This window comes from Erwinia sp. MYb416 (genome assembly GCF_037479575.1).
In the GTDB taxonomy this organism is placed as follows: Bacteria; Pseudomonadota; Gammaproteobacteria; order Enterobacterales; family Enterobacteriaceae; genus Erwinia; species Erwinia rhapontici.
The window spans coordinates 1,291,388-1,309,204 of record NZ_JBBGYT010000438.1 but is presented as its reverse complement, the minus strand read 5'-3'; the positions used below and the strand labels follow the sequence as shown (position 1 = coordinate 1,309,204).

General features: G+C 51.2%; 25 protein-coding genes and 1 pseudogene. 11 read left to right on the top strand and 15 right to left on the bottom strand.

The genetic code is table 11. The features are described 5' to 3' along the window. Positions 1 to 43: 43 nt before the first annotated feature. Positions 44 to 292: a GlsB/YeaQ/YmgE family stress response membrane protein gene (locus WH277_RS15715; protein ID WP_133843372.1), complete on the bottom strand. Its 249-nt coding sequence runs from the start codon at positions 290 to 292 to the stop codon at positions 44 to 46. Between the two features lie 200 nt (positions 293 to 492). Between WH277_RS15715 and WH277_RS15710 the strand changes: the two genes are divergently transcribed. Next, positions 493 to 1,233: a flagellar brake protein gene (locus WH277_RS15710; protein WP_133843371.1), complete on the top strand. Its 741-nt coding sequence runs from the start codon at positions 493 to 495 to the stop codon at positions 1,231 to 1,233. 1 nt (position 1,234) lies between these two features. Here the strand turns inward: WH277_RS15710 and emtA are convergent, their stop codons facing one another. Next, on the bottom strand, positions 1,235 to 1,870 hold the full coding sequence (emtA, locus tag WH277_RS15705) for a membrane-bound lytic murein transglycosylase EmtA (protein WP_159337275.1): 636 nt from the start codon (positions 1,868 to 1,870) through the stop codon (positions 1,235 to 1,237). Between emtA and ldcA the strand changes: the two genes are divergently transcribed. Together ldcA and WH277_RS15695 are read left to right on the top strand one after the other, a co-directional pair. Beyond that, positions 1,831 to 2,778 (top strand): muramoyltetrapeptide carboxypeptidase, encoded by a 948-nt coding sequence (gene ldcA, locus WH277_RS15700; protein WP_339505909.1) that lies wholly within the window; start codon positions 1,831 to 1,833, stop codon positions 2,776 to 2,778. The genes emtA and ldcA overlap by 40 nt on opposite strands. Before the next feature lie 19 nt (positions 2,779 to 2,797). After that, positions 2,798 to 3,472: an MBL fold metallo-hydrolase gene (locus WH277_RS15695; RefSeq protein WP_133843366.1), complete on the top strand. Its 675-nt coding sequence runs from the start codon at positions 2,798 to 2,800 to the stop codon at positions 3,470 to 3,472. A 55-nt stretch (positions 3,473 to 3,527) separates the two neighbouring features. On the opposite strand, the gene WH277_RS15690 is transcribed toward WH277_RS15695, so the two are convergent. Beyond that, on the bottom strand, positions 3,528 to 3,752 hold the full coding sequence (locus tag WH277_RS15690) for a YgdI/YgdR family lipoprotein (RefSeq protein ID WP_133843364.1): 225 nt from the start codon (positions 3,750 to 3,752) through the stop codon (positions 3,528 to 3,530). Positions 3,753 to 3,906: 154 nt separating this feature from the next. Here WH277_RS15690 and WH277_RS15685 point away from each other — a divergent pair, with 154 nt between their 5' ends. Both WH277_RS15685 and WH277_RS15680 read left to right on the top strand, forming a co-directional pair. Next, a complete protein-coding gene (locus WH277_RS15685) occupies positions 3,907 to 4,152 on the top strand; it encodes a DinI-like family protein (RefSeq protein WP_133843362.1) in 246 nt (81 codons plus the stop codon). Between the two features lie 237 nt (positions 4,153 to 4,389). Then, positions 4,390 to 4,638 (top strand): hypothetical protein, encoded by a 249-nt coding sequence (locus tag WH277_RS15680; RefSeq protein WP_133843360.1) that lies wholly within the window; start codon positions 4,390 to 4,392, stop codon positions 4,636 to 4,638. A gap of 11 nt (positions 4,639 to 4,649) precedes the next feature. Here the strand turns inward: WH277_RS15680 and WH277_RS15675 are convergent, their stop codons facing one another. From WH277_RS15675 to WH277_RS15660, 4 genes are all read right to left on the bottom strand, one after another. Beyond that, entirely contained in the window at positions 4,650 to 4,850 is a 201-nt protein-coding gene (locus WH277_RS15675) for a hypothetical protein (RefSeq protein ID WP_133843358.1), read from the bottom strand. Positions 4,851 to 5,150: 300 nt separating this feature from the next. After that, positions 5,151 to 6,836: a glycosyl hydrolase family 28-related protein gene (locus WH277_RS15670; RefSeq protein ID WP_339505908.1), complete on the bottom strand. Its 1,686-nt coding sequence runs from the start codon at positions 6,834 to 6,836 to the stop codon at positions 5,151 to 5,153. A 201-nt stretch (positions 6,837 to 7,037) separates the two neighbouring features. Next, on the bottom strand, positions 7,038 to 7,325 hold the full coding sequence (locus WH277_RS15665) for a phage holin family protein (RefSeq protein WP_133843354.1): 288 nt from the start codon (positions 7,323 to 7,325) through the stop codon (positions 7,038 to 7,040). After that, positions 7,312 to 7,692 carry a putative holin gene (locus WH277_RS15660; protein ID WP_133843352.1) on the bottom strand — a complete coding sequence of 127 codons (381 nt, stop codon included), beginning with the start codon at positions 7,690 to 7,692 and terminating at the stop codon, positions 7,312 to 7,314. Before WH277_RS15660 ends, WH277_RS15665 begins: the two co-directional genes overlap by 14 nt. A 274-nt stretch (positions 7,693 to 7,966) precedes the next feature. Between WH277_RS15660 and WH277_RS15655 the strand changes: the two genes are divergently transcribed. Continuing rightward, complete coding sequence (locus WH277_RS15655) at positions 7,967 to 8,113, top strand: hypothetical protein (RefSeq protein WP_159337277.1); 147 nt, start codon at positions 7,967 to 7,969, stop codon at positions 8,111 to 8,113. 34 nt (positions 8,114 to 8,147) lie between these two features. Here WH277_RS15655 and WH277_RS15650 read toward each other — a convergent pair whose 3' ends face one another. From WH277_RS15650 to WH277_RS15625, 6 genes and pseudogenes are all read right to left on the bottom strand, one after another. Next, entirely contained in the window at positions 8,148 to 8,432 is a 285-nt protein-coding gene (locus tag WH277_RS15650; RefSeq protein ID WP_159337278.1) for a HigA family addiction module antitoxin, read from the bottom strand. Further along, the gene (locus tag WH277_RS15645) at positions 8,432 to 8,710 is read right to left on the bottom strand and encodes a type II toxin-antitoxin system RelE/ParE family toxin (protein WP_133843348.1); all 279 of its coding nucleotides are present in this window, start codon (positions 8,708 to 8,710) and stop codon (positions 8,432 to 8,434) included. Before WH277_RS15645 ends, WH277_RS15650 begins: the two co-directional genes overlap by 1 nt. Before the next feature lie 181 nt (positions 8,711 to 8,891). Continuing rightward, the gene (umuC, locus tag WH277_RS15640; protein WP_339506370.1) at positions 8,892 to 10,154 is read right to left on the bottom strand and encodes a translesion error-prone DNA polymerase V subunit UmuC; all 1,263 of its coding nucleotides are present in this window, start codon (positions 10,152 to 10,154) and stop codon (positions 8,892 to 8,894) included. 21 nt (positions 10,155 to 10,175) lie between these two features. Further along, a pseudogene (umuD, locus tag WH277_RS15635) lies at positions 10,176 to 10,517 on the bottom strand (translesion error-prone DNA polymerase V autoproteolytic subunit); the annotation flags it as partial. 213 nt (positions 10,518 to 10,730) lie between these two features. Beyond that, positions 10,731 to 11,201, bottom strand: coding sequence for a hypothetical protein (locus tag WH277_RS15630; protein ID WP_339505907.1), 471 nt, complete (start codon positions 11,199 to 11,201; stop codon positions 10,731 to 10,733). Further along, positions 11,198 to 11,944 (bottom strand): winged helix-turn-helix domain-containing protein, encoded by a 747-nt coding sequence (locus WH277_RS15625; RefSeq protein WP_133843314.1) that lies wholly within the window; start codon positions 11,942 to 11,944, stop codon positions 11,198 to 11,200. The genes WH277_RS15630 and WH277_RS15625 overlap by 4 nt, the downstream gene beginning before the upstream one ends. Before the next feature lie 291 nt (positions 11,945 to 12,235). Between WH277_RS15625 and WH277_RS15620 the strand changes: the two genes are divergently transcribed. Continuing rightward, positions 12,236 to 12,790, top strand: a complete 555-nt coding sequence (locus WH277_RS15620; RefSeq protein WP_133843312.1) for a helix-turn-helix transcriptional regulator — start codon at positions 12,236 to 12,238, stop codon at positions 12,788 to 12,790. A gap of 34 nt (positions 12,791 to 12,824) precedes the next feature. Next, positions 12,825 to 15,440: an inverse autotransporter beta domain-containing protein gene (locus WH277_RS15615; RefSeq protein WP_171148677.1), complete on the top strand. Its 2,616-nt coding sequence runs from the start codon at positions 12,825 to 12,827 to the stop codon at positions 15,438 to 15,440. Between the two features lie 109 nt (positions 15,441 to 15,549). Here WH277_RS15615 and WH277_RS28720 read toward each other — a convergent pair whose 3' ends face one another. Next, positions 15,550 to 15,711 carry a YnfU family zinc-binding protein gene (locus tag WH277_RS28720; RefSeq protein ID WP_213202313.1) on the bottom strand — a complete coding sequence of 54 codons (162 nt, stop codon included), beginning with the start codon at positions 15,709 to 15,711 and terminating at the stop codon, positions 15,550 to 15,552. 166 nt (positions 15,712 to 15,877) lie between these two features. On the opposite strand from WH277_RS28720, the gene WH277_RS15610 reads away from it, so the two are divergent. Beyond that, a complete protein-coding gene (locus tag WH277_RS15610; protein ID WP_339505906.1) occupies positions 15,878 to 16,087 on the top strand; it encodes a hypothetical protein in 210 nt (69 codons plus the stop codon). Positions 16,088 to 16,155: 68 nt separating this feature from the next. Here WH277_RS15610 and WH277_RS15605 read toward each other — a convergent pair whose 3' ends face one another. Further along, positions 16,156 to 16,467: a hypothetical protein gene (locus tag WH277_RS15605; protein WP_133843308.1), complete on the bottom strand. Its 312-nt coding sequence runs from the start codon at positions 16,465 to 16,467 to the stop codon at positions 16,156 to 16,158. Between the two features lie 179 nt (positions 16,468 to 16,646). Here WH277_RS15605 and WH277_RS15600 point away from each other — a divergent pair, with 179 nt between their 5' ends. Together WH277_RS15600 and WH277_RS15595 are read left to right on the top strand one after the other, a co-directional pair. Further along, positions 16,647 to 17,468 carry an RNase A-like domain-containing protein gene (locus WH277_RS15600; RefSeq protein WP_339505905.1) on the top strand — a complete coding sequence of 274 codons (822 nt, stop codon included), beginning with the start codon at positions 16,647 to 16,649 and terminating at the stop codon, positions 17,466 to 17,468. 2 nt (positions 17,469 to 17,470) lie between these two features. After that, positions 17,471 to 17,797 (top strand): hypothetical protein, encoded by a 327-nt coding sequence (locus WH277_RS15595; RefSeq protein WP_200644006.1) that lies wholly within the window; start codon positions 17,471 to 17,473, stop codon positions 17,795 to 17,797. Positions 17,798 to 17,817 lie beyond the last annotated feature (20 nt).

Genomic DNA, 17,817 nt, shown 5'->3' with positions numbered 1-17,817 from the left:
TAAAAAGGGAGGCCTCAGCCTCCCTTGTTTCTAAACCGTTGTGTTAACTGCGTACCTTACGGTAAATCCACAGCACCACGATCGCACCAATCACCGCGACAATAAAGCTGCCGAAGTTAAAACCATCTACCCTGCCGAAACCAAAGAAGGTGCTGATCCAGCCACCCACAACGGCACCCACCACCCCAAGAACCACGGTAATGATGAAACCACCGCCATCTTTACCCGGCATAATCCATTTGGCGATAATACCGGCGATCAGACCAAAGATGATCCATGAAATAATACCCATTAGTCACTCCTTATAATCTTATGATTTAACGCTTCGCCTAATAAAACGCACTAAGTATAGGCGAGGTTTCTAAGCCTGTGATTTAAATCTAAACTTTCTTTGTCTATCGCGTAAAATAATTGTAAAGCCCTTGAAGGGGTTGCCGATAACCGTTACAGGGTCGCTAACGCGCATGATTTGCTATTCGACTGGAGCCGGATGTGAAAGAGGACGACAAAGAACAATACCTGAAACGTGGGCCGCTGGCAGTTCTGGCCGTCCTGCGCGATCTGCTGGACAGTCAAACACCCGTGATGGTGTCGCACGCTCGCGGTCAGTTCATCACACGACTACTGTACGCGGATAAAGAGAACATGTTGCTCGATTTCGGCAGTAATGATTACGACAATCAGCTGGCGAAAGAGGCCCGGAATCTGCATATCACCGCAGAAACACGCGGTGCCAAAGTTGAGTTTGCCCTGGTGGCCCTTGGCGAGGACGAGCACGAAGGATTACCGGCATTTTCTGCAGAGCTGCCTGAATTGCTCTGGATGATCCAGCGCCGCGAATTTTTCCGCGTAACGGCACCGCTCAATCCGGTGTTTTACTGCTATATCCCCTGGCCTGATGGATCAGGTGAAGGTCGCCTGCGTTTGCAAGACCTCTCACTGGGCGGCGTTGGCGTGTTGTCCGATAATGCCCTGCCGGAGACGCTACAAATCGGCGACAGCATTAAAAAGCTGCGCGTGGAGATGGGGGAATATGGCCGTTTTGAAGTGGATGCACAGCTGATTACCATTGGTAAACGCAGCGTGGTGGGCAGTAAAAGCGAGACAATCGTAACACCACGCCTCAGCTTCCGCTTCCTGTCGCTGAATGCCGGGCAGGAACGTGAGCTGCAACAGGTGATTTTCTCGCTGGAACGGCTGGCGCGTGATAAAGCCAACCGCTTCCAGGAGTGATTCAAATTGTGCGATAGGCGGTGGTGACTTTCCACAGATAACGTGGCGCCTGGGCCGCAGGATGTTTATCCTGCACATGCTGGTAAAACGCTTCCGGGGTCATGGCGTTAATCATCGCAATAGCGCGATCGCGGTCACGAGAGAAGGTCCGCAGTAAAGCACCTGCACCGTTAGCGTAGGAGACGATAGTGGCATAGCGCAGGGTTTTCGGATCACGAATCCCCGCCAGCTGCTGCTCTTGCAGAATACGCAGGTACGCAGTACCAATATCGATATTTTTCACCGGGTCACGCAGTTCCGACTTCGTTGGTTGCCCACGTCGGCCCTGTGAACGATATACTTCCCGCCCTGCCGTAGAGGCTTTTATCTGCATCAATCCAACGGCATTCGACTTGCTGACGACCGTGGGGTTGCCGCCCGATTCTACGCTAATAATCGCTTCCACCAGCTTTTGATCCACACCATTCCGCTGTGCTGCCTGCTCGGTCATCATCGACCAGGCACTGGCCACCTGCGAAGGAGGGGCCTGAGTTAAGGGAGTATCCGGCTGACGAACAATTTTTCTCTGGGGTTCACTGGCACAACCTGCCAGCAATAATGCAGCGATCATCGCCGCCATTTTCACGCTTTTTCTCACGTTTTTATTATCCTCTGAGCCCTTCCGGCTACTGCCACAATCCTGCGGCCGCAGCGCGCGGTGTGACACGTTTGCAGGCTGATGGCCACCGGGTTGATAACAGCGGTATTATTGCCCGCCGCGAGCAACGTTTTGCCGGTAATGACAGCCAGCGTCTGGCCGATATCAACGGCCTGGCGCAGCTTAATCCCTTGCCGGATATCGTTCTGGCAGTACGCGGAGGTTATGGTGCCAGCCGACTGTTACCGCATATTCACTACGCGGCACTGCGTGAGCGGCTGGCCGGTGCCCCGCTCGCCCTCTGCGGCCACAGCGATTTTACTGCCATTCAGCTGGCGTTATTGGCGCAAAGTGGGATGCAAAGCTTCAGCGCGCCGATGCTCGCGGGCAATTTCGGCGCTGAGGTTTTGTCTGATTTTACCATTGAACACTTCTGGCGCGCGCTAACTTCGCCTAAATTAACTCTGGAGTGGACGACAGTCTCACAACGCGTTCAGGCAACCGGTACAGTTTGGGGCGGCAACCTGGCGATGATCGCTTCACTGATCGGCACACCGTGGATGCCGGATATTCAGGACGGCATTCTGGTGATCGAGGATGTGAATGAACATCCTTTCCGTATCGAACGCATGCTGTTGCAACTGCATCAGAGCGGTATTCTTTCCCGCCAGAATGCCATTATTATCGGCAGTTTTAGCGGAACCACTTCTACGGATTACGACAATGGCTACGATTTCACCAGTGTCTGGAACCTGATACGCGATCTGACGGGTATTCCGGTAATTACCGGGTTAGCGTTCGGCCACAGCGCGGACACCGTCACCTTGCCCCTTGGCGCCCAGGGAATGCTGACGGTGGAGAATACCGCCGCTTCGTTACAGGTATCAGGACATCCTGTGCTGCGCTGATCGTTGGGAGCGCAAAAAGATGAAACAGTTATATGAAGATCTCTGGGTATCCACCCCGGAATTTCCTGCCAGTGACGATGAACCCGTATTGATGATGCATGGTTTCTTACTGCAACATGTGCGTGGCAACCTGCTGATATCACGGGTTGAACACCCGGAGGACCACCAGGTGATTGCGGATCAGGGGGGCATTATTCGCCACTATCTGACGCACTGGCACGAAGCCAGTCCGGGTACGCGGCGCTTACAGCAACGTTTCAACTCCGCACTCTACTGTCATGCGCGTGCATTAGGCCAGGTCAGCCACTTTGCCGAAGCCGATGCCACGTTCAATGCAGCGGAGGTCCACTGCGGTAGTTTTCATGTGGTGCCCACCCCGGGGCATACGCCGGGCAGCACCAGCTATCTGTATGCTTCTCCTCATGGTAAAACGTATTTATTCGTCGGTGACACTGTCACGCTATCCCATGATCGTTGGGTCACCGTGCTGGTCGATGAAAGTAATGAGAGTGAACTGCGGCAGACGCTGGAGTTTTATCGCGCGTTACGCCCGGATGTGGTCCTGATGGGCACCACTGCCGGGCATCTGGCATGGAAGGAAGTCGATGTGCGCCAGTGGCTGGCGCTGCTGGATGAAGCGGAAAATAATGTGCTGGACCTGCGCCACTCAGTACTGCCGATTGGCGGACATTAGCGGGGTATTCTGCTCTTCTTTCCGCTCAGCATCGGCCGGCAGATAAGGATGACGATCAGTTTTTCAGCCGGGACATCCCCTGCACTTCGTCCAGGTTCACGGCCTGGGTGCGCCCGGTTGCGTCGGTATAGACCAGCATTTTAGTGGCGTTATCCAGGTGAGGTTTACCCTCCACCACGACCGTACTGCCATCCCGCATATGCAAGATGTGGTCGCTGGTACACCCTGCCAACACTCCCATCATCATTAACACCATCGCACTTGCCATCATCTTGTTCATGCTGCTCTCCTTTTTAACCGGTGCCCTATTCTAGTCCCGCTGGGAGCCCTGTTTTGCGGTTTACTGCCTTTCTTCCTGCCAGAGCGGAAATAGTGTTTGAACCCGGCATAAGATACCTGTATTTTTATCCAGCAAAAATGCACAAGGAGCAAAAATGTTTGTTGAATTGATTTATGACAAGCGCAACGTAGCCGGTCTGGCCAATGCCGAACAACTTATTCTTAATGAGCTGGAAAAGCGGGTCAAGAGAGTGTTTCCTGACGCACAGGTCAAGGTAAAACCCATGCAGGCTAACGGTGTGAAGAGCGACGCCAGTAAAAGCGATAAATCCACGCTGTTACGCATCGTTGAAGAGATGTTCGATGAAGCCGATCAGTGGATGGTATCAGAAGAATTTTGATGTATATGTGCGGTGACATGCCAAATTTTTTGAATTTAATGCGTAAAAAAGGTGCTTTTCATTTGCATTTATTCAGATTCGTGTGTTGGCCCGCATTAAAGCTCTTAGCGGGCTTTTTTTTGTCTAAAATATCAGCTTTTGTAACCAGTTAGCCTCCTATGCAAGCCCTGCCACTAAAGTTCCCCTCTGCGATGCCGAAAAATTAACCATCACAATAAGAGACCAATGGGGCATGCTATGGCCACAATTTATATTCCCTCACTGATGGGATTACTGAGCGATGCGGAACGACAGAAAGGGGCGAGCCTGACGCGCGAAGAGGTAGAAGCACTGCGCGATACCGCCATGTGTGTGTCTATTCCCGATCGTATCGCCTTTGCGCTCGATCCGTCACAGAACTTCAGTGATATAAACCCGGAAAACTGCTGGGACGAGTGGTCCCGCTTTCGACATCGCGGTGAAACAGCGCGGCTGTCATCTGATTAAAACGATGCGCCTTAGCGTCGCTTATTCGCAGCCAGCTCTTCTGTCAGCAAATCGCACACTTTCGCGGCAAAATCTGAGCTGTCGCGCAGCATCTGAATGGCTTCTTCAAGGGTCTGTGGTGGCATCTGCCCCACAATACGCCAGCCGAGGGCGATATTTTTAGCTTCTTCAAGCCGTTCAAATTGATGTTCGCCAGATGCAGTTTCAGACACGATCTTCTCCTGATTTACCTTTTGGACCTATTTTACGTAGCCTGGTGACGTCATCACAACCCCGCCGCTGGATTTAAATCAGCCATTGCCTGCTTTTCAAGCGTTTATCGCTTAAAAAAGGTGTTTCCTTGCCTTAATTCAGATTAATGCCAGCCTGAAAGCGCGGAAAAACTGACTCGCAGAGGGAAATTTATCACTTGTTTCACTAAGGTTTATCAGGAAAAGAGTCTGATTCGGACAATTGATCATGATAAATAAAAAACCGCCCAACTAAGGGCGGTTAATGTATTTACTTTTTTATCAGCTGTAGTACGGCAGTTTGCGGTCAACACCATTGATATTGAGTGTCACATACCCTGTCGGCACGCTGCTGGCAGGGGCGGAGGCGACGCTGGTGGCCATCGTGGCGACCCCGTTTTCATTTGCACCAAAGCCCGCCAGCCCGTTATGTAAACTGAGACGGGCATTCGGCGTGACCGTACCGATCTCCGTTTCATCCAGCGCTTCCGTCAGGTCCGGCGTAAACAAGGAACACTCGCCCGCCTCAAAACGCGTCGGGCCGGTTGAGCGTAAATTAAACATCGTGTCACCACTCCCCGCCTTCAGTTTGACCCACACTTCAACGATATTTTCATAACTACGTTTGTACTTCACATCCAACACTGCCGGCTGCCCGCGATGGAACATATCGCCCCATACGGCAGTGGCGCAGCGCTGAAAGTTCAACCAGGTCATCCCGCTGGACACCGCCTGCGTGGGATTACCCGCGACGCCGGAAGGATTGGCCGTCGACATTTTGCCCAGCAGTTCGATCGTCCACTGCTGATTGACCTTCGGAAAGATAAATTTGCCCACCTTGAACCATTTATCACTGGTGGTGGTGTTCGTCAGTTTATAGCCGCTGTACCAGCCCGCCTTCATCGAACCGGTCATCACCGTGCCGTAGTTTTCATCCCGACGCCAGCCGTTCTCATAGCCGGAAAGCCAGCGGCCCGGGGCGTTATCGAGGTTCACTTTCGCCCCCGCCTGAAGGTTAAGCTGGCGGACCAGCGCCCGGCTATTACTCATATACAGCGGGTTGTCGCAGTTCTCGACGCTGAGGGCATCAACAATCCACTGTCCGTTGGTCAGATCACCAGGGAAACGGGTATGTTCTATCCATACGTTGCGAATAATCCCCTGGGTCATTCTCGGCATCATCAGCGTGGCATCACCATAACCACTCTGGAAGTTGGCGTTGGTCAACTCGACCGCCGTGGAATGGTCCCAGACGCCCCGGGGTGAGTTCGACCAGCCGATATCGAAGACGCGGGCATAGGTCGTCTGCGAATAGACCTGGTCAAAACGACTGTCAAGCGTATCCAGCAGTTTCACCGCCGTGCCGCCGTTATTCTGCACGCGGAAACAGCGGATGTTAACGAACTGCCCTTCAATGGTGATGTTTTCAAAGAAGGGCTGTACATTCGACAACATATCAGGCGTGATCGCCCCGGTATTGACGGTGGTATCAGCGCTGGCCTGACCATTCCAGCTAATGCCACGGATCACCGTGCGACGAGCATTCACTTTGAGCACCGGGTTAATCGACTTATCCGACACGATCACCGTACGCGGTGTCACACCGTATGGACTGTCATCACCGTACAGGGCGAAGCAGGCAATCTCACTGGCCGTCAGATCAATCGGGTTGATCAAAAACTTACCGGCCGGAAAGCGAACACCAATGTTTTTCGCATTGGTATCGTATCCCTGCGACCACTTGAACATACGCAGGAAAGCATCGCTGTCGTCGGTAACTCCATCCCCGCGGGCACCAAAGTGGTACAGGTTCACCTGTTCGGTATCATTAATAATACGCTTCCAGAAAAAGCCGTTACCTTTGGCCACACTGCCCCCGTCATCACTCAATGGCGATGTGCCGAGGAAGCCGACAAAATCGCCGCCACCGTGAAAGGTCGAGTCTTTATCGTAATAACGTTTCAGCATGGCAATATCGCCAGCCTTCGCGGGTGCGGTGGTAATAAAGACAGGAAAACCTGCCAGGAATGCCCTGTGGGCAAGAAGAAAGGAGTGGTCATCGATGCCGGGAAGCGGCACGGAAAGGTGACTGACGTCGGGATGTTGGGGATACCTCCTCAGTAGATTGTCGGGTTGATGTTGGTGATCTTCAGTCCGTTGGCGTGACTTTTATTGCCGTGGGCGCAGCACCTGAAAAATCAGTGCAACGTTGCCTTTTGCACGCCAAACCGCCGCGCAAAAAATGACATTGATGACAATCGCCGCCCAGTGCGTATGGGCATAGACGTCGAAGAGAAAACGAAAAGGCACAGAGGCGTAAGCCAGAATGATCATATAGGCCAGCCACGATGCCCACCGCTGATGCCGGGCCCCGGCTTTATAGAAGAACATCAGGCGCAGCACGATTGCTGAGCACACCACCACGTTGGTGATGACCATAGGATCATTTGTTACCATGAGGTCCTCCTCTCCAGCGCGCCAGCCACTTTGACGGGTCCTGCTGGCTGAAAAACGTTAACGTTTTAATCGCCAGCGCCGACAGCAACACCGCCCCCAGGCCATCCAGCGGTTTATCGCTGTACCCCAGTAGTAGCGCCATCTTCGCCCCGACCAGTCCTGCGCCATAAATACCCACGATCCAGGACACCATAAAATAGGCTGCCCGACGGATAACCTGGAGTTCTGCTGCCGTCACAACATAGAAAACGGCACCGGCAAAAGCGCCAAACAGAACACCGTAGTCGGTGGCGCCGATAAATCCGGCCACACCAGCACCTTTGGTGACTGCAGCCCCCAGGCTCACTGCGAATATCATTGCTGCCATGTTGCCCCCTTTGCTGTGCCCTCTTACCGATTAAGGGATAAAAAAAACCCGGCAAATGCCGGGTTGATAAACAGTTAGCGCTGTCATGTCGGTAACTGTGTTTTTATAAAGTTACATCGGTTTTTGCGTACGCGTGAGTCGGGGATGTTATTTTTTATGTTTTTTTTAGTGCCGCCGATAACCAAAATCATCAATCATGATCGTAATCAAAACATGCTGTGCATGGCTGGGACAGCATAAAATCTCAGCGATAGCCTGATAACGAAGGAACAACATGAACGCTGCACTACTCTTTTCTCTGCTGCTCATCGGTGGGCCATTAATTGGTTTTTTAGTGATTATCGGTATTTGCCTGCCGGGCGTTCTGCTGGCGTTATGGCATCAGTTTGAAGAGCGAATGCATCTCAGAAGCAGACATTAGCCCGGCCCTTTGCAGGCGGGCTGTTCTGTGTTTTTCAGGCTGCCGATAGTCGATGCAGATGACGGGTGTCCAGCGTTTGCCGTGCCTGATGCAGGCTGTAATTTGTCTGTATTTTCATCCAGGTTTCCGCCGTACTCCCGACAACGATAGCGAGACGCAACGCCATCTCAGGTGTTACCGCCGTATATCCTGACAACAACCGGCTGGCCGTTGAGGGTGCAATTTCCATTGCCCGGGCGAACTGGCGGACGCTAACGCGCATATCATCCAGTGCTTCTGCAATGATCTCGCCAGGGTGAGCAGGGTTAGCCATTTTCATCAGTGGTAATCCTCCAGGTTAAGAATCTCAGCATCGCCATCAATAAACGTAAACGTGATACGCCAGTTACCCGATACGCTAACTGACCACATTTCCTGCCGATCACCTTTGAGCGGATGCAGGTCGTAACCAGGCATATCGATCGCTCCGATTTTTTCTGCCGCATCAATCACGGTCAGGCGGTTCCTTATTCGACCCACCAGCTTTTGTTCGATACCGCTACTATCATCTTTTAGAAAGAATTTTTTTAGTCCCTTATGCTTAAAGCTTTTAATCATGGCGCAGTCCTTGTTCCGTGATGTGGAACATCATAGCAGGTGTTCCACCTCGTGCAACAGTCAAAAGGCATCACCTTTCGACAGCGCGTGGAAACAGCGGCGACCTGGCAGAGCGAGGGCTGTGATGTCGTGATAGATGTAGTTTGTTATGGTTGATATAAATGAGATAGATACGATCAGGCTATTTCGCCACCGGGAAATCGGCATAGCGGGTGGTATACGCGGGAGATAACATTTCCCGCTTCATCGCCCAGGATTTTTCGATGCCCTGCCCGGCAAACCATACCTTCCCCTTGCCCGACTGGTTCAACTCATCCAGCACCTGCATCAGTGCTTCACTGTTGGGCTTCGGCTGATACTCATCAAACAAGTTGAGCTGGGCCTCGCCCCGGCTGAAGAAATCCCCCAACATCACCCCGGCTTTCATATAGCGATGCCCTTCAATCCAGATACGATCGAGGGCCTCCGTTGCCACACGGAGAATGTCACGCGTATCGTTAGAAGGGATCAATAACGTGCCGGAAGCCTGGTTGCCATAGAAAACTTCCCCTTCCGCATGCGGGCTGGTGCGCAGAAAAACGCTGATAAAACGGCAGAACTGTTTTTCCTGCCGCAACTTTTCGGCGGCGCGTTCGGCATAGGCACAGATGGCCTGGTGCATCTCTTCATAATCAGTGATGCGGTGCCCGAACGAGCGGCTGCACATAATCTGTTGCTTGGTGGGGGCAAACTCTTCCACCCCGAGACATGGCTCGCCGCGCAGTTCACGCGCGGTTCTTTCCAGCACCACATTGAAATGTTTGCGGATCACCCACAGGGACGATTCCGCCAGTTGCAGCGCATTCTCGATGCCCATCACATTGAGTTTTTTACTGATCCGCCGACCAACGCCCCACACTTCTTCTACCGGCACCAGCGCCAGTAACTTACGCTGGCGGTCAACATTCGACAGGTCAACCACGCCGCCAGCCCTGCGCCACTTTTTCGCCGCATAATTGGCGAGTTTTGCCAGCGTTTTCGTCGGCCCAATTCCCACGCCCACCGTCAGCCCCGTTTCTTTCAATACGCGGCTGCGCATCTGGTGCCCAAAGGTTTCCAGCGGCATACAATTTTCCACCCCGGTAACATCAATAAAGGCTTCATCAATCGAGTAAATTTCAATGCCCGGAGACATCTCCGTCAGTAACATCATCACCCGCTCACTGAGGTCAGCATAGAGCGCGTAGTTAGAGCTGAACACATGCACATGCTGGCGCTGCAGCTCTTGTTTCAGCTTAAAATAAGGCGCACCCATTTTGATCCCCAGCGCTTTGGCTTCCGCCGAGCGGGAGATCACGCACCCGTCGTTATTGGATACCACGACCACGGGTTGCCCGCGCAGGTCCGGGCGGAAAACCGTTTCGCAGGAAGTGTAGAAACTGTTCACATCCACCAGCGCATACATGGTTATTTGTGTGATCGCGGAATACTCGCTGTTATGGGGAACCAGTTGCAGTGTGGGCCGGGTACGCAGCTCTTTGACCGTAAATTCTCCGGCCACAGCCGCCACCACAATATCGCCATGCACGGCGGTCAGTGAACGATCGACGATCAACAGATCACCGTCACCGATCCCTGCCCCACGCATCGAGTCCCCGCTGACTTTGATAAAGTAGGTGGCGCTGGGGTGCTTAATGGCAAACTTGTTGAGATCGAGGCGATCTTCAACATAGTCCTGTGCCGGGCTGGGAAAGCCACACGGAACGCGCTCAAGGAATAAAGGCAGGTGCAGGGCGTGATAACTGTCGGTCGGGCGGATGAACTGCATAAGGGGAATCTCAATAATACTGTATTTATATACAGTATCGCTGAATCTGTGCTGCGATCAAGCGCCTTGCGATGAGATTCTGGAAAGCACCTGAAGTGGCGGGAAATTTAGTGGTTCCACTCAGAGTGAGTTAATACGCTTTATGCCTGGTCCGGCTTGCGTGAAACTCGCCCTGAGCCGGAACAGACGAAGAGCAGTGAACGCAGACAATCATCACTGGCACAGGCCCAGCGGGCGTCCTTTAAATCCGGTTAACAGGCCGCTATTTTTATAGCGGAAAAAATAGATACGCCCGGTAAATCCCTCTTCGGCGAGGGGATCGATATAGCGACCTATTCGTGGGTCTGACGTTAACGGCCCGGCGATCCGGAACGACTTCACGGTGCGGACATTCACAGAGTCATATTTAAAATGATTTTCTGTTTCAATGGTTCTGACTGAAGCGAAATCTTCAAACGGGTTACCCGGGCCAGCAATACTGATACGGGCGGAATAGGTGTGTTCTTTCCCACCACGGTAGGTAAACCAGTTTCCCTGGCTAACGATGTATCTGTCGGGTTCATCGTAAATCAAAACGGATTTGGAAGCGCAGTCCCCTGAAGCCAGAAATATCAGGTAGGGGGCAAAAAACCATCCGGCGGCACACAGCATCAATGCTCCGGCGAGCATCAGCAGGATCTTCATGAACGGTGGTGTCCAATAACGGTGAAAGAGAGGCAGTCGCTGTCTGCACTACCCATTTCCTTGTGACAAAGATAGAAGGATAAATTGTCTGGCCCTGCGTTATTCAGATAGACATATTTCATACTGGTTAATGCGACGTAGTGGTTCTTAACCCAGTAATTCACTCTGGACAGCGCTTCTCTGCTGTATGGCTTATTGTTAAGATAGAAATAAAATGTGCCGTCAATCTCAACGGGAGGAGAGTAATTTATCTCCGTTACCATGCTTAGCTTTCTGACATAAGCAGCACTCAGAAATAAAATAACAGCTAGTGTGATAAGCATCGCTATTCGAAGGATAGGTTTGCGGCTAACAGTGAGGGCTTCCCGATTATTTTCTGCCTCTACTGCATCTTCCTGGCGATCTTCTGGCTGGGAATTTATGCCATTAACAGGTGTATTCTGGAACAGAATAATACCTTTCTGCAGAAGATGTCCTTTCCTTGGCTGGGTAATCAAGACATCGTCTGCAATCCCTGCCTCATCAAATACCCGTCGCAGGCGATACAGCGTTTGCCTTACAGCGGTATCAGAAACAATAACACCGCGATTCAGCCAGCACTCTTCTAAAAGCGTCTTTCTGTTGATAAAGATATCTTCATTTCTCAGGAAAAAATCGAGACATCTTGCTTCCTGAATGGTGAGCTTAATATACTTTTCACCATTATTTAAAGTACTGTTCACTGGGTCAAAATACGCCCCCATTTCGACCACCCTTCTGAAAGCGAAATTCTTTCAATTATAGTAAGTTACATTACCTTGTGGAATATTTATTTTTCCCACTTCAGAAAATATTTTTTCCATGACGCCTGTCTTTATTGATGTAACAGGCAATCCTGACACAGGTAACACGTGTAACAGAACTAATAAGATTATGATTTAAAACAAAAAATAAAAAATAAAATGCCCTTCTTGTTACTTTTAACCCGCCTGATTGCTGTCACTTTATGTACCCGCTAAGATGCATTTCCCTTAAGGATTCGAGAAGGATAAAACGTGACATCAGCACCTGGAAGCAGAATTAAATATAATATTCTCACTGACTGCATCTATCTTAAAAAATCATTAATGCAGATAATGGCGGAGATTAACAACGAAGGTCATATTGCTACGGGTTATTTTCTGATTGTTGATTTGCGTTGTGTCGACATTCTGTCTCTGAGTATACAGGAAAATCCTGCCCCACGAATTTACTTAAGCAGCATCGCCAGAGATAAACTATCACCCAGGATCGCAGATTTCACCATCGACCTTCATCATGATATCCAGTCGGTAAAAAGTGAAATGATAAGAATAATGGAAAACCTGATGGTAAACGATAAAAATGAAAACACCCCTACGCCAGCCACTTTACATGCCGATCTGACGCCCGTTGAAAACATGATGTTAAAAATGTTGTCCAGCGGACATTCCGTCAATGCGATAGCAGAAATACAAAAAACTCCCGTAAAAACCATTTACAGCAGAATAAGCAGCGCCAGAGAGAAACTCTCTGTCCGAACCACCTATGAATTATTGCATCAAATTTCATCGCATAACATCAGATTTTGATTATTTGAAAAAACACAGCCAGACTTAAATAAAAATGAAACTTATAAAAAACATTTTTTCGTCAACCGTCGTATTTATCATCACTTCCGCTGTTTTTGTTTTCCCTGCATCCTCCGCTGATTTCCCCGGTTTTCCGCAAGAGGAGGATTTTCTCACCCTCAATGACACCCCGCAAAATACGCCAACCCACGACAGCAACGCGACCGCCCTTTCAAAGGCAGTGAATACGGGTATTCATTTTCTTACGGCTAAAACAGACAGCGCAGCGGGACTTCGCTATCTCCAGCGTGAGATCGACAGTGAAGTCAGCCAGCAGCTCAAGTCCTTCCTCAACCCCTTTGGCACCGCCCGTGTACAGATAGAAAGCGATGAAAATATTTCGCTAAAAAACTCCGCCTTCGATCTGCTTATTCCCCTCTGGCAAACTGAACATGCGATGACCTTTAATCAAACCAGCCTGCACCGTAGCGACGATCGCGCACAGCTTAATGTCGGGCTTGGGCTACGTTACTTCAGCGATAGCGTGATGTATGGCGGCAACATCTTTTTTGATTATGACCTGTCAGGGTATCACCGCCGTCTGGGGGCGGGCATTGAGCACTGGCGTGATGATCTGAAACTCAGCGCCAACTATTACACTCCCCTCTCTGACTGGCGATCGGCGAAAACCCGTGAAGACTATGATGCACGCCCCGCTAACGGCTGGGATACGCGCGCTAACGCCTGGCTTCCTGCCTGGCCGCAGTTGGGGGCGATGCTGATGTTTGAACAATATTACGGGGATGAAGTCGCGCTGTTTAACATTGAGAACCGGCTGAAAGATCCTTATGCGATAACGGTCGGACTAAATTATACGCCTTTTCCCCTTTTGACCTTCAGTGCAGAACATCGCCAGGGAAAATCGAATACCAAAGACCGTCATTTGTCTCTTCAGTTTACCGTGGGGCTGGATTCCTCATTGCAGCAACAGCTTTCGCCCGCAGCCGTATCATCACGACGCAGCCTTGCAGGTAGTCGCAATGACATGGTCGAAAGAAACAACACTATCGTTCTGGAGTATCGTAAACAGCAGGTTATCACTTTCATGATGGCAGGTGCGCTTAACGGCGCTGCAGGTGAACGTAAGCCGCTGGGGATCAGCGTAAATGCCCGGCATGGGTTTTCCCATCTTGAATGGTCTTCAGCCTCACTGCAGGAAGCGGGCGGAAAAATCATCAGTGGCATGACACCCCATCAGCAGGATGTGATACTGCCGCCGTGGCGCAACGGCGACCCGGTGGCCAACATCTATAAGGTCTCGGCCATTGCCGTGGATAAACGCGGGAACCGTTCCCTCTCTCAGAACCTGGTGATTACGGTCAACAATCCTGGCGCCGGCGTCAGTCAGAGCAGCATAATGCCAGCCAGAAGCCAGCTCCCCGCCGATGGCATCAGCATGCGGGAGTTGGTGTTAACCCTGATAGACGAGCAGTTAAAACCCATTGATGAAGCAGTGGACGATATAATCCTTCACGTGGAGTCGGATATTGCGTCCTCCACAGCTCTCGTTTCGGCGCTAAAAAGACGGTCAGCGGGCGTCTATACGCTGACCGTCACCGCCGGCATGCAGGAAGAGCGTCTGACGTTAACCGCCTCCGCCAGAGGGCTGATATCCTCACCCGCTCAGGTGGAAATTGTCAGCAGAATCCCCTCTGCAGTCTCTTCGACGCTCACCTTATCGCCCTCCACTATCGAAGCCGATGGGCTTGAAACCAGTACGCTGACCATCGAATTGAAAGATCGCGACGGCCAGCCCCTCAGTCGCCATGCGGAGCGGATCAATCTGTCGATCAGGCAGGATGTGATGAGGAACGCTTCTGCCTTGCCCACCCTCAGCGATCTTCAGGAGACCGCACCCGGTGTTTACAGCGCAGCGCTATCAGGAACCACAGCTGGACAATTTACTCTGATACCCGAATATGCAGGCGATACCGAGGGTGATTTTAATCAACTCGCGGCGAAGATCATGCTAACCGCCCCCCTGACGCAGACAAAGATTGTGGGGATAAACACCCATCTGGATAGTGCCGGAACCGATTTTCCTCCCGCGGGATCTTTCCCGAAAACGGGTTTCCGCGGTGCGACCTTCACCGTCAAACTCACACCCGGGGCCGATCCGCGCCAGTTTAGCTGGGCATCGGATCAGAGTTGGGTCACCGTGGATCCCCTGGGACACGTCCTTTTTGCGGGTGAGGCCTCCTCCGGATCGAAAACGGTGACAATCACCGCGACGCCTGCCGTCGGTAAAACGCTGAGCTACAGCTTTACGCTGGAGAGCTGGTTTATCAATTCAGGGGAAATGATAATGAGTCGCGATGAAGCCGTCGACTATTGCGCCAGTAAAGGAGAGGGATACCAGTTACCCTATTTTACCCGGGTAAGCGGCTCTGACGCCTTGTCCGACAACAATGTACGTGGCAAAGTTGGGCGGCTCACCAGTGAATGGGGAACGATGGGGCTCTATGGTAAAGGATGGAAACCCTGGTACTACTGGGTTGACGGCCAACAGAACGATGGCTGGACATCCTGGTTCTATGTTTACCAGGACGGCTCATTAAGCAACGGCTGGGGCAGTGAAGGCCATCATGCACTTTGCTATAAAACATTGTGATGTATCGCAGGGAGGCAACAGTCTGGTCATGGATCCAAAGATGAGGTCAGCCTGAAGGCGAAAAAGCAAAAACCGCCCATCCGGCGGTTTGTGACAAAATCGGTAACGGTTACTGCTGCAGGGTGAATCTCGTTTCGCAATGCGGGCATTTCATCGGTGAGGCTTTTGATTGCATGGTGATCGACTGTCGGCCAGGTCGGTGACAATCAGGGCATTCCACTTCGGTGGTAATCAGCTTAATCCGCTCCATTGCATACTGGAAGTAGGTCATGACCATTTTCCTCTTGTATCCGCGTGAAAGATAAAACTAACATAGCGCGCTAATGGTTAACCAGAGCTTATGTTAATTTTTTACCTATTCTTACAGAACCGGAGCGGGAAGTGATGCCATTGCCTTTTCGCCCCGCGATAGATTCTGCCGTACAAAAGGAGAGAGCATGATCAACAAAACCATCTTACTGATAGCCATCGCGGCTCTTACAACCGCCTGTTCACCACATCAGCCGAAGCAACAGCGCAGTGAAACGCCTGAATGCCGTACCTGGCGCACCATGATGACCGCCCCGCTGGCACCCGATGCATACGGCAGACTAAAAGCTGACTGTGAAAAATCCGTGGGCCGCGGTGACAGTATTCGTCCTGATTGATCGCTGTATGGGGTGTTCAGGGGCAAATCACTCAGGATGCCGTTTTGCTCTGAGCGCTTCGCCTGGCATCACAAGGTGGAGATCGACTGAACCTCATGCTGAAAAACGTAAGGGTCAGACAACAGTTCAAACACCTCATCATCCGGGTAAGTGACGGCAATCTGATAATGCTCTCCGGCAAATGCCTTCACGGCATTCAGATCCTCCCACCACGTCGCCAGGAAGAAATGCTCCCAGTCCCCCTGCGTTTCGCGTCGGACAGCTGCGCCTTTGTTACCCGGCGTCCCTGTTGCATGCTCCACCCCAGTCTTCTGCAAATGAGCGCTAAACCCTTCAGCGTGTTTGAGAGGCACGCAGCCGTGCCATGTCCTGACAATCATTGATCCATTCTCCTAAAGCGATCACACACATAAGATATCCACTATTAAGCCATCACTTGCCGATGCTATGCAAAATTGAGTGTTTTTACGAAAAAGACGCAGGTGCCCTGGATAATATTTACCCGTTAATCCTACTCCTTTATCCTCAGTTCTGGATGATGTGATAACAAGGAAACGTTATGGAAAACGGTTTTAGTATTGCCATGACCCCGGTCCAGTTGGCAGCCGTCATGGCTGATGAGTCAGTGCTCACTGAGCGTATCTGGGGCAGTATCGGGTTTCTCGGTAGTGTGCTGGAGCTGGCCGGTGCCACTGCCCTTTGCCTGGTCCCGGAACCTACCGGAGTGACGAAAGCGGGATGCATTATTGTGGGGGCGCACAGTCTGGATGGGATGAGTGCTTCGGCCTGGCAGGTGTATTCCGGCAAACCAACGGCCTCAATGACCGCTCGCGCTACGGCGGGTATCGCAAGTGAGCTGGGCGCAGATAAGTCTACGGCTGACCAGATCGGCATCGCCGTGGATGTGATACTCCCGTTCTCAGTAGCGGGTACGGCTCGTGTGGCATCGGTCAGAATGGGACAGGTTAATTTGATGAGGCATGAGGCCGCGAAAGGTTTTTCGGGCGGTGGGCATACATTGAGAAAGCATGTGGGCAAATCTGAGCGTGAATTACTGGAAAAGGTTAAGAGGGGTATACAGTCAGGCTCATTCAGGCCGGAACACGCTGCCAGCTCTTTCACTTCGCTGGAAGTTGCCGAAAAAGCCATAAGCAAAGCCGTTAAAGCCAATCGGGCTAAAATCCGGCAATGGGCAAAAGGTAATAGCGCTGATACTGGGTTTTACCTTACGTTCATGTATGACGTTAAGAAAAATGTAGGGATCATTGTTAAATATGATTCAACTGAGGCAGTTAAAGCCACCAGAATTGAGGTTGTTATGAAGAAAAAACAATTCAACAACAAGCCTTATTACATCACTACGGCTTTCCCGGTAATTTAAATATGAAAAACTTCACCAACATTAGTAACTTTTTCATCGTTTTCTTCGGGCAAGACAGTGATGAATATGGCGAAAATTATCCCGACATTGTCGATTCTGCTTTCAAAATCTATGTTGAAGGCGGTGAAAATTATCTGGATTACCTGATTCACAACATTGATGATTTTCGCCAAACTTACCCAGACAATGAATCTGCCGCTGTCGCTCTGAACAAGCTGACGCGATATTTGGCTGGTGACACCCATTATTACACCCCGACACTGCTTGATTTTCTTGCGTGGTTATCTGCCTCTCTGAAGCAAAAACGTGAAGAATATCACGCTAAATAACATGAAAAATAAACTTGTCG

Bases quoted from the DNA above. Each gene is read 5' to 3' on its own strand.
- WH277_RS15715 (WP_133843372.1), bottom strand. From the start codon at position 292: ATGGGTATTATTTCATGGATCATCTTTGGTCTGATCGCCGGTATTATC.
- ldcA (WP_339505909.1), top strand. From the start codon at position 1,831: ATGCAGCGATCATCGCCGCCATTTTCACGCTTTTTCTCACGTTTTTAT.
- WH277_RS15695 (WP_133843366.1), top strand. From the start codon at position 2,798: ATGAAACAGTTATATGAAGATCTCTGGGTATCCACCCCGGAATTTCCT.
- WH277_RS15690 (WP_133843364.1), bottom strand. From the start codon at position 3,752: ATGAACAAGATGATGGCAAGTGCGATGGTGTTAATGATGATGGGAGTG.
- WH277_RS15685 (WP_133843362.1), top strand. From the start codon at position 3,907: ATGTTTGTTGAATTGATTTATGACAAGCGCAACGTAGCCGGTCTGGCC.
- WH277_RS15680 (WP_133843360.1), top strand. From the start codon at position 4,390: ATGGCCACAATTTATATTCCCTCACTGATGGGATTACTGAGCGATGCG.
- WH277_RS15670 (WP_339505908.1), bottom strand. From the start codon at position 6,836: ATGCTGAAACGTTATTACGATAAAGACTCGACCTTTCACGGTGGCGGC.
- WH277_RS15665 (WP_133843354.1), bottom strand. From the start codon at position 7,325: ATGGTAACAAATGATCCTATGGTCATCACCAACGTGGTGGTGTGCTCA.
- WH277_RS15660 (WP_133843352.1), bottom strand. From the start codon at position 7,692: ATGGCAGCAATGATATTCGCAGTGAGCCTGGGGGCTGCAGTCACCAAA.
- WH277_RS15655 (WP_159337277.1), top strand. From the start codon at position 7,967: ATGAACGCTGCACTACTCTTTTCTCTGCTGCTCATCGGTGGGCCATTA.
- WH277_RS15650 (WP_159337278.1), bottom strand. From the start codon at position 8,432: ATGAAAATGGCTAACCCTGCTCACCCTGGCGAGATCATTGCAGAAGCA.
- WH277_RS15645 (WP_133843348.1), bottom strand. From the start codon at position 8,710: ATGATTAAAAGCTTTAAGCATAAGGGACTAAAAAAATTCTTTCTAAAA.
- umuC (WP_339506370.1), bottom strand. From the start codon at position 10,154: ATGTATGCGCTGGTGGATGTGAACAGTTTCTACACTTCCTGCGAAACG.
- WH277_RS15630 (WP_339505907.1), bottom strand. From the start codon at position 11,201: ATGAAGATCCTGCTGATGCTCGCCGGAGCATTGATGCTGTGTGCCGCC.
- WH277_RS15625 (WP_133843314.1), bottom strand. From the start codon at position 11,944: ATGGGGGCGTATTTTGACCCAGTGAACAGTACTTTAAATAATGGTGAA.
- WH277_RS15615 (WP_171148677.1), top strand. From the start codon at position 12,825: ATGAAACTTATAAAAAACATTTTTTCGTCAACCGTCGTATTTATCATC.
- WH277_RS28720 (WP_213202313.1), bottom strand. From the start codon at position 15,711: ATGACCTACTTCCAGTATGCAATGGAGCGGATTAAGCTGATTACCACC.
- WH277_RS15610 (WP_339505906.1), top strand. From the start codon at position 15,878: ATGATCAACAAAACCATCTTACTGATAGCCATCGCGGCTCTTACAACC.
- WH277_RS15605 (WP_133843308.1), bottom strand. From the start codon at position 16,467: ATGATTGTCAGGACATGGCACGGCTGCGTGCCTCTCAAACACGCTGAA.
- WH277_RS15600 (WP_339505905.1), top strand. From the start codon at position 16,647: ATGGAAAACGGTTTTAGTATTGCCATGACCCCGGTCCAGTTGGCAGCC.
- WH277_RS15595 (WP_200644006.1), top strand. From the start codon at position 17,471: ATGAAAAACTTCACCAACATTAGTAACTTTTTCATCGTTTTCTTCGGG.